10 protein-coding genes and 1 riboswitch are annotated in these 13158 nt (G+C 60.2%); of the genes, 8 read left to right on the forward strand and 2 right to left on the reverse strand.

The annotated features are described in order from the left end of the window. Nucleotides 1–47 precede the first annotated feature (47 nt). Together K883_RS08660 and K883_RS08665 are read right to left on the reverse strand one after the other, a co-directional pair. Complete coding sequence (locus tag K883_RS08660) at nucleotides 48–1121, reverse strand: DUF190 domain-containing protein (RefSeq protein ID WP_036455347.1); 1074 nt, start codon at nucleotides 1119–1121, stop codon at nucleotides 48–50. Between the two features lie 1055 nt (nucleotides 1122–2176). Continuing rightward, nucleotides 2177–2665 carry an inorganic diphosphatase gene (locus K883_RS08665; protein WP_020823986.1) on the reverse strand — a complete coding sequence of 163 codons (489 nt, stop codon included), beginning with the start codon at nucleotides 2663–2665 and terminating at the stop codon, nucleotides 2177–2179. Nucleotides 2666–3332: 667 nt separating this feature from the next. Beyond that, nucleotides 3333–3394, reverse strand: a riboswitch (Fluoride riboswitch). Between the two features lie 875 nt (nucleotides 3395–4269). Here K883_RS08665 and K883_RS08670 point away from each other — a divergent pair. The 8 genes from K883_RS08670 to K883_RS26605 all read left to right on the forward strand — a co-directional run bounded on the left by K883_RS08670 (nucleotide 4270) and on the right by K883_RS26605 (nucleotide 13156). Beyond that, a complete protein-coding gene (locus K883_RS08670; protein ID WP_020823988.1) occupies nucleotides 4270–5721 on the forward strand; it encodes an MFS transporter in 1452 nt (483 codons plus the stop codon). A gap of 87 nt (nucleotides 5722–5808) precedes the next feature. Continuing rightward, the gene (cysQ, locus tag K883_RS08675) at nucleotides 5809–6582 is read left to right on the forward strand and encodes a 3'(2'),5'-bisphosphate nucleotidase CysQ (protein ID WP_020823989.1); all 774 of its coding nucleotides are present in this window, start codon (nucleotides 5809–5811) and stop codon (nucleotides 6580–6582) included. 389 nt (nucleotides 6583–6971) lie between these two features. Beyond that, entirely contained in the window at nucleotides 6972–7670 is a 699-nt protein-coding gene (gene cysC, locus K883_RS26600; protein ID WP_020823990.1) for an adenylyl-sulfate kinase, read from the forward strand. Between the two features lie 67 nt (nucleotides 7671–7737). Further along, the gene (locus tag K883_RS08685; protein ID WP_020823991.1) at nucleotides 7738–8664 is read left to right on the forward strand and encodes a sulfotransferase domain-containing protein; all 927 of its coding nucleotides are present in this window, start codon (nucleotides 7738–7740) and stop codon (nucleotides 8662–8664) included. A 207-nt stretch (nucleotides 8665–8871) separates the two neighbouring features. Continuing rightward, nucleotides 8872–10104, forward strand: a complete 1233-nt coding sequence (locus tag K883_RS08690) for a PPE family protein (protein ID WP_036455349.1) — start codon at nucleotides 8872–8874, stop codon at nucleotides 10102–10104. Nucleotides 10105–10607: 503 nt separating this feature from the next. Further along, complete coding sequence (locus K883_RS08695) at nucleotides 10608–11990, forward strand: PPE family protein (RefSeq protein WP_020823994.1); 1383 nt, start codon at nucleotides 10608–10610, stop codon at nucleotides 11988–11990. Between the two features lie 90 nt (nucleotides 11991–12080). Then, nucleotides 12081–12653, forward strand: a complete 573-nt coding sequence (locus tag K883_RS08700; RefSeq protein WP_036454236.1) for a histidine phosphatase family protein — start codon at nucleotides 12081–12083, stop codon at nucleotides 12651–12653. Nucleotides 12654–12721: 68 nt separating this feature from the next. Continuing rightward, nucleotides 12722–13156 (forward strand): universal stress protein, encoded by a 435-nt coding sequence (locus tag K883_RS26605; RefSeq protein ID WP_080687305.1) that lies wholly within the window; start codon nucleotides 12722–12724, stop codon nucleotides 13154–13156. Nucleotides 13157–13158: the final 2 nt, after the last annotated feature.

Raw genomic sequence — 13158 nt, forward strand, 5'->3', positions numbered from 1 at the left:
ATGTGTGCAGTTGGCGCCGGCTCAACCAGACGATCGTTCGCGGGCTGCTAGTACCGGTGACTTGCCAGAGGCGGTCTACCGTGATCGTCGTCGTCAGAAGCTAGCGCGGGCACCATCTCGCTAGTAACCAGCCCTTCGTTGCGTGTCAGTTCGTCGATCACGTCGAAGGACTCGGCGATGTTGGCCGGTGTGTCGACGACGATGGTGACAACGGGAACGTGACGGGCCAGCGAGAGCAGCTTGTCACCGTGGGGTTGGTGGTCTCCATGGAAACCCCAGATGCCGCGTAGGACGGTCGCCCCATCCGGCGACTTGCGCTGTCGAAGGCGCTGGACAATGGCGCGGTGAATTGACACGCGGCCGTAGCGGGCAGATTCAGAGGTGTAGATCATCAGCTTCTGAAATAGAGGCAGGCCGTGTTCGTCTACTCCGGGCAAAGCGTGGGGACGTTCCAGTAGTTCACCGTCGCGCTTGCATAAGCGAACTCTTTCCAGGGTGAACAAGGGTCGCCGAAGCAGGCCGCCCAGTTCGGGCAGCACCTGGCCAATGCGCTCACCGGACCCAACGGCAATGATCATCATCGGGACATCGGCATTGCGGCCAAAAAAATGCGCACGCTCACGTTGACCATGAGCGATGCCGTCGACGCCTAAAAATACCGATGCGCCGGCGAGGCGACGCCGATACATCAAGTCGCAGATCGCTGTGTAGGCAGGCACTCCGTAGACTTGTTCCTTGCGGCCAACATAGATCGTCAGTTTGACGGCTTCGTGTAGCTCATCGGGTAGGTCCACCGGCCGGATGTCCTCGCGAAGCAGCCGTGCACGTTCGAGGGTGATTAAGCCGCGCTGTTTGATGGCCAATACAGGGTCGAGCAGCGCTTCGATCTTGGTTCTGGTGTCGACCGCGGTGATGGCGACGGGCGGGTCTTCGGACAACGTAAGGGATTGATCGCTTCTGTAGTGGCGCCCCGTACCGAAACCCGCAATGCCTCGTAGCACAACGCTGCTAGCGATGCTGTGCTGCTCGTACAGGCCGAGCAATACGTCGGAGACAAACGCGTCGCCAGTCCGGCGGCGCTCGGCTAGATACGCGGTCAGCTTGAGGCAATCCTCGTCCATCAATGACTCCTTTGGATTGGCCGTGTATTGGTGGGGATCAAAGGATGGCGAAGTTTGGTCGATGCCGGGAGTCAGCGCGACGCCAGATCCCGCTGCGGCGGTGGTAATTCCATCGCCAAACCCAACGCTCGGCACTGTTGCATTCGCCACTCACGAGTGAACCGTTGAGAGCCAGAGCCAACGGCGAACGGTAGCCACGCTCAGCAAACCTGAGCGCCCCACCGACGCCAGCCCAGGGCAGCCGTTGCGCAACGGCACTCAGGACCGAGCTCTGTTGTTGCCATGGCGCGTTCAAGGGCTGAGCCGCCAGAACCGTGGCTGCCTTGCGCATCGCGGAGGCCATCAACACGCTGTGCCGGCCACCGGCGCGGCTGCGATTGGCTTTCGTTGCCCTGCTGCAGCAGCTACTAAGGCTGCATCGAAGTCGGCAATGCTTATGCTCGCGTTTGCCGCACTGAACCACGAGATCAACCGCACCAGAAGTGGATTAAGTGTTGTGTGGTCGACGAGGATCTCGGTAGCGCAGCCGAGAATCGATGCCACGCACATCAGCCGGATGGCGGGAGTGCCAAAGTCGCTCGGAGTACGCCACATTTCGTCGAAATCAATGCCCGCCCGGGCCGCTGCTATCAGCGCATGGGGACGGAGCGCAGAGGGACAGCCTGCGTTCGCCCAAATGTGTTGGAACCCCGGTTCACTCTCAATGCCAGGGCCCAAGAGCAATGCGACATCACGAGGCTGGCCAACTGGGCTTCGGTGATTCATCATGCCGGCGGCGTAGCGACAAGTGGCGGTCGGTTCTAAAGGCAACAATGGGCTATACCTCCAGATTTGCCGGATACACCTGTGGCAGCCGATCGGGCTGTCGGGCCAGTCGGTTATCCACTGAGTAGCAGGCGCGATCGCGCTCTCGGCTGGGCCTCGTGGCCGCAATACTATGTGCCACAGTCAGTTCCGATGAAGAACGCGAAGACACGAGGCCATGGCTGCGGTTGAACCCGACAAGGGCAACGCTCTCGGAACGCCTCGCTTCGGCGCCTAACGAAATTAAAATGTCAGTGACCGTCTGCGCGAAATCGCTCCAATGATCGTTTTACTTCGACTTCTGCCGCTTGCCTATCAGTCCAGTTGCCCGCGTTGACGAACTTCCCCGGCTCAAGGTCTTTGTAATGAATGAAGAAGTGTTCGATGGTCTCCAACTCGTACGATGGTACGTCCTTGATGTCATCGACCTGATTCCATCGCGGGTCCCTGGCCGGCACGCAGAGCACTTTGTCATCACCACCAGCCTCATCGACCATCCGGAACATACCGACCGGCCGGACTGTAATCATCACGCCCGGAAATACCGGCTCCGGAAGCAGAACGAGCGCATCCAGAGGGTCCCCATCCTCACCAAGACTATTTTCGATGTAGCCGTAATCTGCGGGATAACCCATCGACGTGTACAGGTAGCGGTCAAGTCGGATGCGACCGGTGTTGTGGTCCGCCTGGTACTTGTTCCGCTGCCCTTTGGGGATTTCGATGGTGACGTCAAATTCCATGGCACTGCTCCTTACTGTTTTTTGGCCGATCGCGCGGTCAGGGCGTTCGATCATTTGCTGTGACTGGCCGTGGATGGCCACTTATCGACCTCAGGCCAGCGCACCCGACGTATCGGAGGTCGGTGGTGGTGGAACGAACGGGCGTCCGGTCGTGACCATAACCAGGTCGTATTCCTGGCGCGAGAAATCACGATTCGCCTCCGTGGCACCTTCCACCGCACGCGACGATTCCTCTGCTGCGGCTGCATTGCTACGGCACCATAAGAGGCTCAGGCGATTACACACGCTGCGAGCCCTCGCGATAGAGATTCGATCTGACCCGGCTTGCAACGGCGGGCGCCGCCGGTCGGATGCTGCCCCGCGGTCGGGACCATCGACGAATTGGACTGCACGCCCCCGCCTAACCGAGGTGCCGCGACCCGACGAGCACGTCGGTGCAGCTGAACGGTGGCCGCCCTTTCCCGCCGTCGCATCTGTATGCACACCGCAGCTACTAGCGGGGTGCGCCCTATCGTCGGGCCGGGATCTCGACGATAAGGCCGTGACGAGCCGGAGATCCCAAGCAGCACAATGTATTACGGGTTTAGCAGCCATCTCGCGAGACGTCATGAGTCATCGCGCGAACAGAGATACATGCTTATGGCGACGCGCTTCAACTGCGACTCCTTTGTTCGCAGGGGCCATCAGCCGTGTCGGCGGTTTAGGGCGGGCTCCATCGCCTGTGTCAGTCAACCAAGAGTAATTCAGTTGGGTCAAGGGCGATCTCAGTCACCGACAGGAGAGGGCTCGCGCGAGTGCTCGCGCTCTAAACGTGCATACGTCGGGCGACTGGCAGGCGGCGGCCCCTATACCTGCCCGAGTCGATCTGGATGAGCGGTCGCAGAAAGCTGGCAACTTGCTGTGCGTCAGCGCTGTGGTGCTGTCACCCGATCGCGGTTCGCGCTAGTGTCAAGGGATAAGATCATGTAAGTTTTAATTGTGTTAGCGTGACGTTAACGCACTATGGCGGTGGGGCTCGCCACAACCGTCCGTCGCGTCAGCGATGGCCAACGGTCCCTGCGGAACAGAACCAGTACTCAGCTGGCTAAACATGCAGCTGAAGCTGACGCGGAGGACCATAAGTGGCCGTTGATATTTCGTGCGCCCCTGCGATTCGATGTTGTCGCGGCGGTGCTTCTTGGCGCAAAGTGTCGGCGTCTGGCGCCCCAGGCAGAGCAAGCCCAGCGGCGCATACCGCTTGCACGGCGAATTTGCAAGTCACCACTCTTGAGACGCATGTAGGTGTCGGCGAGCCTTTCGCCACTGTGCACCCCTTTTGGCGGACCAGGACGGCCCGCGCATCGTCGAAGGCTAGCCGGCGGCCTCGCTGGCTGGCTTCGCCAATGCCCATGTGCGTGGGCGTCATCTCCTGGCCGCCCCTAAGGTGCAGAGCACCAGCCGTCGCAAACGGCAGTCCAGGCTTGGATGAAAGCGCCGAGAGATTTCTGCTGTTTCGAGCATCGGTATCTGAATAGCCAACGCGCCCAACGCAAGTAGCTGACTCCCAAGCTGGCTAATAGTCGGTAGAAGGCCACACCAACGTCTCACCGAAAGGTAAGTGATACATGGTGCGTACGCGCATCGCCAATTGGAATCCCGAGGACACTGCAGCTTGGAACGGCGGCAACCGTGCCATCGCTCGTCGAAACCTGGCTTGGCTGGTGGTGAATGTCCATGTCGCCTTTTCCATTTGGTATCTGTGGTCGGTGATGGTGCTGTTCATGCCGCAGTCTGTCTATGGCTTCTCGACTGGCGACAAGCTGCTGATTGATGCCATCGCTTCTCTGGTAGGCGCGTTGGTGCGGATACCTTATGCGATGGCGGCCAACTGGTTTGGCGGACGCACGTGGACAACCATGTCATCGCTGGTGCTGTTGATCCCGACCGCCGGCGCTATGGTGCTGTTGGCACACCCGGGCCTGCCGTTGTGGCCATATCTGGTGTGCGCGGCATTAACGGGGCTGGGTGGCGGAAGCTATTCGGCGTCGTTGGCCAAGGTCGATGGCTTATATCCGCAGCGGCTCAAGGGTTCAACGCTGGGACTGACCGGTGGAATTGCCAATCTAGGATCGGCATCCATCCAGGCGGTCGGGTTGGTGGTGCTTGCCACTGTCGGCCACCAGGCGCCCTATTGGGTCTGCGCTATCTACTTGGTACTGCTCGCCTTCGCCGGTGTCGGCGCGGCGCTGTTTATGGATGACGTCACTGCACACCGCGCCGGACTGTCGATCGCCAACCTTCGGGCCATCCTTTCGGTACCCGACACGTGGATACTCTCGTTCTTTTACATGTGCGCGTCAGGATCCTTCCTTGGATTCGCGTTTGCTTTCGGGCAGGTGTTGCAGCACGACTTCACAGCCGCCGGGGAAGGTCAGGCACAGGCATCGTTACACGCAGCCCAGATCGCGTTCATTGGACCATTATTGGGATCGCTGGCGCGGATCGTAGGCGGCAAACTCAGCGATCGTTTCGGTGGGGGTCGCGTCGTCCTCGGTGTCTTCGCCGGGGCCATCGTGGCGGGTGGGTTATTGGTTGCGATCAGCACTCACAACGACCTCACTGGTGGGAGCGACGGGTCTTTCACCACGCTGACGATGGTTGGTTACGTCATCGGTTTTATCGCGCTCTTCACCTTCTGCGGTGCGGGCAAGGGGCCGGTATACCAGCTGATCCCGTCGGTGTTTGAGGCTCGTAGCCATACGCAGGGACTAAACGACGACGACCGCCGCGACTGGGCACGGGTCAGATCGTCGTCGTTGATCGGGTTCGCCGGCGCATTCGGCGCGCTCGGAGGGGTCGGAATCAACGTTGCTCTCCGACAGTCCTACGACACAACCGGGACTGCGACCCCCGCCTACTGGATCTTTTTGTTGTGCTACATAGCTGCTGCGATCTTGTCCTGGTCGCGCTATGTGCGCCCGGGCGGTCCGCTTTCCTCCGCTGGAAAAGTTGCCGAGGGCCAGATGGCACAGCCCGATCAAGACATGACTCCGTCCGGCAGTTGGGGAAGGACGTGAGCCATTCCTGGAGCCAATAACAACCGACACGTAATCCAGCCGCACGAAGCTGTGAAATAGAGACGACCGGAGGGAGTAGTCGAGCCTGTGAACGGAAACCCCATTGAGTACCTCGAAGAAGTCACCGCGATAGCGGTCGAGGCCGGCCGACTTACTCTCACGCATCGCCATGACCCGCGCATGACAGAAAAGGGCGATCACCCTGGTGACGCATCACCGTTGACCGTTGCCGATTTGGCGTCAAATCAATACATAGCCGAGCGCCTCGCAATACTAGATCCACGGGTCCCGATCATCTCTGAAGAAACCAAGCCCGCCGACTATGAGACCCGAAAGGCGTGGCCACGCTTTTGGCTAGTGGATCCTTTGGATGGAACCAAAGAATTTGTGAAAGGCAGTGACGAGTTCACCGTCAACATCGCGCTTATCGACAACGGCGAGCCGACCATCGGCGTCATCTATGTGCCCGCGCGAGATTTGCTCTACTATGCCGAAAAGGGACGTGGTAGCTGGAAGCGGCAGGGTACGGAGCCGCCCGTTCAAATATTCTCCACGCTTCCCGATCTGAGTAAAGGGCTTACCGTCGTGGAGAGTAAGTCACACCCTTCAGCGGAACTAGAGAACTACTTAAAGGCGTTCTCGATCAAAGAACGGATTACCGCGGGCAGTTCGCTGAAGTTCTGCCTGGTCGCAGAGGGCCTCGCCGACATCTATCCGCGAATGAACCCCACGATGGAATGGGATGTGGCGGCGGGCGATTGTATCTACCGGAATTCCGGGAGGGACCGACAACGGTCGTCCTCATTGACATACAACAAGCCCACGCTTAAAAACCACCGTTTTGTCATCGGGTTCGGCTAGCCGAACCTACCTTGGCGACGGCCACAAATCGTCCCGAAGACAGGAATCTCACAGAGATACGGACTGGTGATTACTATGATGAAGAGAACAACGTTTGTACCGAAGTCAATAAGAACAGCTTGGAAAAAGCACTCTTCCCATGTAAATGGCTTTCAGGGGTTAATAACCTACGACGGCTGTAACACCGGCGCCCACGGTCCTGACTTCTCTCACGCCTGGCGCATGAAGTCTCATGCTGCCATGGCCGAGTGCGGCTTCGTGGCTCCTCGTCATAGGACACTGGTCGCCCACGTTCTTTATCGAGTCCCGCCAGTTCTTGGTTTCGGAACGTCACTTCCCGTCAGCAAAAGCACACATCGGACTATCCATATTGCTCACGGAGTTTCTATATGAGCTCAAATATCACGTGGCACGACACCACGGTTTCTCGCCGCCAACGCGAGACCCTCAACGGCCACCGCGGGTGTGTCCTTTGGTTTACCGGCCTCAGTGCAAGCGGTAAGAGCACCGTAGCCAATCTCGTCGACCAAAAGCTGTATATGCGAAAGATCCACAGCTACCTCCTCGATGGCGATAACGTCCGATACGGCCTCAACGCCGGCCCTGAAACCTTGGAAGAGCGCCACGGCAGGGAATTCGCCAAGCGTTTCGGTTTAGGGTTTTCCGCCGAAGACCGCGAAGAGAATATCCGCCGAATTGGCTCCGTTGCAAAATTGTTTTGCGATGCCGGGGTAATAGCTTTAACCGCCTTTATCAGCCCCTATCGCCGTGACCGCGACGCCGTACGCGCCACTCTCGAGCAAGGCGACTTTGTAGAGATATTCGTTGACACTCCGATCGAAGTATGCGAGCAACGCGACCCCAAAGGCCTCTACAAAAAATCCCGCGCCGGGCAAATCAAGGCGTTCACCGGAATCGACGATCCATACGAGTTGCCGCCGAAGCCTGAATTGCATCTCGACGGTCAGAACCACGACGCCGATGCACTGGCTAATGACGTAACTTCCTACCTGGAAAAGGTGGGGATCATTCCTGACTTCCGCGATAGAGAAAGTTATTGGAAAGGACGCGGTTTGTTTAGTCGATAAGCGCGATTGATCCAGCGCATATTTAAGCAGAAATCCACATTCGATACTACATAGAAGGGCGGACGACGTGGCGAAGCAGTTACTTTCCCCGACCAGAATACAGCGCGACTACCTGAACAACTCCTTGGTGTGGGAAGACTTCCTGGCTCAAGGCGGCTTTACGGATGGGGACATCGTAGTGGCCGACCCATTTAAGGCCGGCACCACGTGGACCCAGCGCATCCTGCAGCAAATACTTAGTAATGGCGAAGAGCACGACGCTGGGCTCTCGGATACCTCGCCGTGGCTCGACTCGAGCTGGGGCAATCATGCGGAAATGCTCAATGTGCTCAAAGAGCAGCGCGCGACCGGGCACCGACGCGTCATCAAATCGCACTTGCCCGCGGATGCACTTCCAATCGGCTCCGAAGCCCGCTACGTATTCGTCGGCCGCAATGGCAAGGACCTGGGGATCAGCTTCCATAATTATCTCTACAATTTCTCTGAATCAACAATGGCTGATATCAATCGCATCCACGCCGAATGGTCCGGTGACCCTACTCCTTTGGTGATTCCCGAAGATATGCGGCAGTTCTTTGACTTGTGGCTAGACACAAATGGGTACCAGTGCTGCGACTTGCTCGACATCATGGCGTCCTGGTGGAAGCTCAAGGACGAGCCGAACGTGCTGTTGGTCCACTACCAGAACCTCAAAGATGATCTGCCAGGCCAGATCACGCGGATTGCGGAGTTCCTTTCCGTTGATCCTAAATCGTTGCGCATGGATGCCATCGTCAAACACTGCTCCTTCGAGTACATGAGCGGTCGCGCGGAGAAGATGGCTCCGTTTGGTGGCGAACACATGTCCAACGCAAAAGCCTTCTTCCACAAAGGTCCCAAGCGTGATTTCCGCACCGAACTGACTTTCGAGCAGATCCAGCGCTTCGATCGCGTGGCCCTCGAAAAGCTTGGCCCGGAATGCGCCAAGTGGTTGGAGACAGGCGGAAATGTTTGAACCCGTCGGCCGCAACTGGCGCCTCCGGTGTCCTGGCACATGACCTAGCCGCTGTTTCCGTTGCGGCAGTGCTGATACGGAATTGAAAACGCCAGGCGTAAAAGCCATTCGGTCGAGCAGGGAGGGGCAGGGGCCACGACTACAGCCTCTTTGAGAGGCAGTGCGAAGCAAGTTGCGGCGGCGTGAGGAAAGGGGGCTTCGATGGCAATCGATTTCGGAATGTTGCCGCCGGAAATCAACTCCGGCCGTATGTACACGGGCGCTGGCCCGGGGCCTCTGCTAGCCGTCGCGGCAACTTGGGACGCGTTGGCTGCGGAGCTGCACTCTGCGGCAGCGGTGTATTCGTCGGCGATCTCGGGTCTGCTTACCCTGTGGCAAGGGACAGCGGCGTTGACGATGGCGACTGCGGCCGCACCATACGGAGCCTGGATGAGCGCTACCGCGGCGCGTGCTGAGCAGACAGCCACTCAAGCCAAGGTGGCTGCCGCAGCCTTCGAAACTGCTTTTGCGGCAACAGTTCCGCCATCGGTCATCGCTGCCAACCGTGCGCAGTTGCTGACTCTGGTCGCGACGAACTTCTTCGGTCAAAACACACCGGCAATCATGGCCACTCAGGCGGACTACGGCGAGATGTGGGCTCAGGATGCCGCAGCGATGTATGGCTATGCCGGCTCCTCGGCAGCTGCCTCACAGCTCGCGCCGTTCAGGCCGCCGCCGCAGATCACCAATCCAGGTGGGAGTGCATCGCAAGCCGCTGCGGTTGGCCGCGCCACCGGAACGGTCTCCGGGGCGCACGCGCAGACCTTGCCGCAATTGATGACTGCGACGCATTCCTCGTTGCAGAGCCTTGCGAATCCGCTCTCTGCCGCGGTGCCTTCGGCAGACCCTCCGTCCCCGTCTTCGCTCGCCTCTTCCCTGAGCAACCTCAATAGTTTCATCACCGGGCCGCTGTCCCCGTTGTCGCTCTTCTCCATCGGGGGCACTCCTGAGCTCTTAGGCGCCCAGTGCTACCTGCTTCCTCAGGCGGGAGTGAATTTGACCAGCGCCGCGGACAAACTGGCGGCAACCCCCGCGGCGAGCGGCGCGGGATTGGTCGTCTCACCGACACCTGCGCTGGGTACCGGGGTATCGGCGGGACTGGGCCGCGCGGGATTCGTCGGGGGTTTGTCGGTGCCCCAAGGCTGGGCGGCAGCCGCCCCTGCTGTCAAACCGGTGGCTGCGGTGTTCGCCGAAACCAGCCCCGCGGGCTCTGCGGTGGCGGCAGCGGCGCCCGGCGAGGGAACACTATTCGGCAACATGGCCTTGTCAAGTTTGGCCGGGCGGGCAATCGCCGGTAGCGGTAGTACTCCTGCGCGGTCAGCGGGCACCGGCCTGGGCCCGGCTGCCGCTGAGGCCAGCGGTCCGGTCAATATCTTTATCGTCCCGGCGGCCCCGCAATGACCGCCATTGCCTGCATCGCCTCATGTTCCTCTCAGGCTTTCAGGCCGGCCAACTGCCCGATAGTGCAACAACTTTCACTAGCCCGATGAGGAGTCTGCACATGTCGCCCACACCAGAACATAAAATGCCAACGACGGCGGCAGGTGAGTCTGGACCGGCCGCTTCGTTCGCTAGCGCGCATGGCAAGTCTGGGTCGGTCCCGCCGCTGCAGGTGTATTCGACAGCAGAGCTTGTGATGTCGAGGCTGACCGCGCTGCGGTTGGACACTTATGCGCAGGCCCTGCGCGCACTCAGTCCGCCAACCGTTGTCGCCCCGCCCGCGCGCGACGAGGTGTCGGCACTTACCGCGCTCAGTTCGGCGCCTATGCCCAGATGTTGCAGAATGTCAGCACTCGCATCGCCGCGACCCATGAACAACTGATGAAATACCTTGCAAATACGGTAGATCCGGATGCGATCGAGGATCCTGGCGATTCGACGTCGAGCAGCTAGGAAACAGTGCAATGTATTACGCGTTATTGCCGCCGGAGATCAACTCGAGTCGTATGTACGCCGGGGCCGGCTCGGGGCCACTGTTGAGCGCGGCCGAAGCTTGGGGTGCGCTGGCTGCCCAACTGCACGCAACCGCACAGGCCTACTCCTCGGTAATTTCCGCATTGACCACGACGTGGCGAGGCCCCTCGTCGATATCGATGGCTGCCGCGGTCGCACCGTATGTGTCATGGATCAGCAGCACGGCCGGCCAAGCTGAGCAGACTGCTGCGCAGGCCAGCGCGGCGGCCGCGGCCTTCGAGGCAGCGTTCGCCGCAACCGTACCGCCGATGGTGGTCGCTGAGAATCGTAGTGAGCTGGCATCCTTGGTGGCCACCAACGTCTTTGGGCAAAATGCCCTGGCGATTGCGGCCAATGAAGCCCAATACAGCCGGATGTGGGCGCAAGACGTCTCGGCGATGTCGACCTACGCCGGCCAGTCCGCAGCCGCCAGTACGGTAACGCCATTCACCGAGCCGACAACGACCACTGATCCCGGCGGCGTGCTCGCGCAGGTCCGGGCTGCGAACACCGGGGTCGCGTCGGTCGCCTCCAGTGTGCGATCGGAATTATCACAGCCCTTCAGTGCGGTACCCAGGGCCCTGCAGAGCTTCGCCTCGACTCCCACGAATCCGTTGCCAAACCTGCTGACAACCCTGCAGGACTTCGCCGGGTCACAGAGCCTGAGCTCGATCGCCTCGGACCTCGAATTCGGCCCCAAACTGATCCTCGTGGCGAACTCCGTCTTGGTCAACACGATCATGGGCATCGTGATCCAGACAGCTCACCTCAACGGATTGGCGGCCGCGGGCGCTGAAGCCGGAGGAGCGGCGGCGGGCCTTGCATCGAGCGGCCCTCTGATCGGCGCGTCCGGGCTCGGTGGCGCGGTCGTAGCAAATGCTGGTCAAGCCGGCTTGGTGGGAGCGATGTCGGTCCCACCAAGCTGGGCAACGGCCACCCCTGCGATCCGAACTGTCGCCGCAGTACTTTCCGGCGCGATGCAGGGGCCAGTACCGGCCGGCGCTGTGAGCGAAGGGACCCTCCTGAGCGGGATCGCGGCAGCGGGCATGGCCGGAGGCGCTGTGGGAGCAGCCGCTCCGAGTGCTTTCGGCGGTGCCGGTGCCCGGTTTCGTTCCACGTCGCTCAAAGACGGGTCACCTAAAAGAGGTGAGTCGGCAGAAAATCTACAGCGCCTGGTGGGTGAAATGGCCGACAAGCCAGACAACGTCCAACACTGGCATACCGATACCGCGGGGCTGCAAAGCCTTGTCGCGAAGTTGAAGAAAATGCCCGGCATCCACGCAGTGCACCTGACCGACGGTGATGCAAATATGCCGTTACCGCACATCGGCTAGGAGAATTCCCATGCCCTCACGCGTGAGCGCCCAAGTCATCGACCCCCATCCGAAGAGCGGTCCCCGACTTCCCGAGTTTGGAGGCAAGTAATGAACGTTCACAGCGTGACTCGCGTCTATTTGACCCGGCACGGTCGTACCGCACTAAACGCGGATGGACGACTTCGTGGACTCAGTGACCCGCCACTAGATGAGGTCGGGATTGCTGAGGTGGCAAGGCTCGCAGACGCCCTGGCGGCCCACCACCCGCAGGCGGTGATCTCAAGTCCGCTGCAGCGGGCCGTCGCGACGGCGCAGGCGATCGGCCGCGCTGCGGTCGCGCCAGTCACCATCGACGCCCGGCTGATTGACCGCGACTACGGTCCCATGACCGGGGTTAGCCGTGCGGACGTAGAGCGCCGTTACGGCAGCGTTGATTTCGCGCCGGGTGTGGAAGGCAGAACCGCACTGGCTGAGCGTGCCCGCCGCGCCTTCTTCGAGTTAACATCCGAATTTGCCTCGGGACCAATTGTTCTGGTTTCTCACGATGCCTTCAACACCGCGCTATTGGGACAGCTCGATCCGACGCTTGGCCAAATCGGCCAGCGTACCGCGTGCTGGAATGAGCTCAGCCTGGTCGACGGAGCATGGCGCGTAGATGCTTACGACGTTGTAGCCCAATGATTCCTGTACACGCACGGCTAGTAGTCGACGTTAGCCACGTTGGCCGGCCCGAATAGGAAGGCCCTGTGATGGCCAGATCTGAGCCGGTCATTGTCGTCGGGGTCGACGGCTCTCAGGCCAGCGAGGACGCGCTGCGTTGGGCGGCCGGCCAAGCCCAACTCACTGGCGGTGAACTGCACGCGGTGATCACTTGGCAAACACCATCCGCTTATGGGTATTACGTCGATTACTCTGATGCCGACGCGGCCTCAGACGCGCAAAAGATCTTGAAAACCGCGGTTACCTGCACGCTGGGCAAGTCACAGTCAGTGTCACCCACTCTCCGCGTGGTCAAAGGTCAACCAGCGGACGTACTTATCGAGGCGTCTCGGTCAGCCGACTTGCTTGTCGTAGGTAGTCGGGGGCGTGGCGCGTTCACCGGAATGCTGCTGGGCTCAGTCAGTCAACACTGTGTGCAACACGCCCTCTGTCCCGTCGTGGTCATCCGTACCGCTGGTGAATAAAG

The organism is Mycobacterium sp. TKK-01-0059, from assembly GCF_000709305.1.
In the GTDB taxonomy this organism is placed as follows: domain Bacteria; phylum Actinomycetota; class Actinomycetes; order Mycobacteriales; family Mycobacteriaceae; genus Mycobacterium; species Mycobacterium intracellulare.

What these genes read in the sequence shown, in the direction of transcription:
- K883_RS26605 (WP_080687305.1), top strand. Translation starts at nt 12,722, where the DNA reads ATGGCCAGATCTGAGCCGGTCATTGTCGTCGGGGTCGACGGCTCTCAG.
- K883_RS08660 (WP_036455347.1), bottom strand. Translation starts at nt 1,121, where the DNA reads ATGGACGAGGATTGCCTCAAGCTGACCGCGTATCTAGCCGAGCGCCGC.
- K883_RS08695 (WP_020823994.1), top strand. Translation starts at nt 10,608, where the DNA reads ATGTATTACGCGTTATTGCCGCCGGAGATCAACTCGAGTCGTATGTAC.
- K883_RS08665 (WP_020823986.1), bottom strand. Translation starts at nt 2,665, where the DNA reads ATGGAATTTGACGTCACCATCGAAATCCCCAAAGGGCAGCGGAACAAG.
- K883_RS08700 (WP_036454236.1), top strand. Translation starts at nt 12,081, where the DNA reads ATGAACGTTCACAGCGTGACTCGCGTCTATTTGACCCGGCACGGTCGT.
- K883_RS08670 (WP_020823988.1), top strand. Translation starts at nt 4,270, where the DNA reads ATGGTGCGTACGCGCATCGCCAATTGGAATCCCGAGGACACTGCAGCT.
- cysC (WP_020823990.1), top strand. Translation starts at nt 6,972, where the DNA reads ATGAGCTCAAATATCACGTGGCACGACACCACGGTTTCTCGCCGCCAA.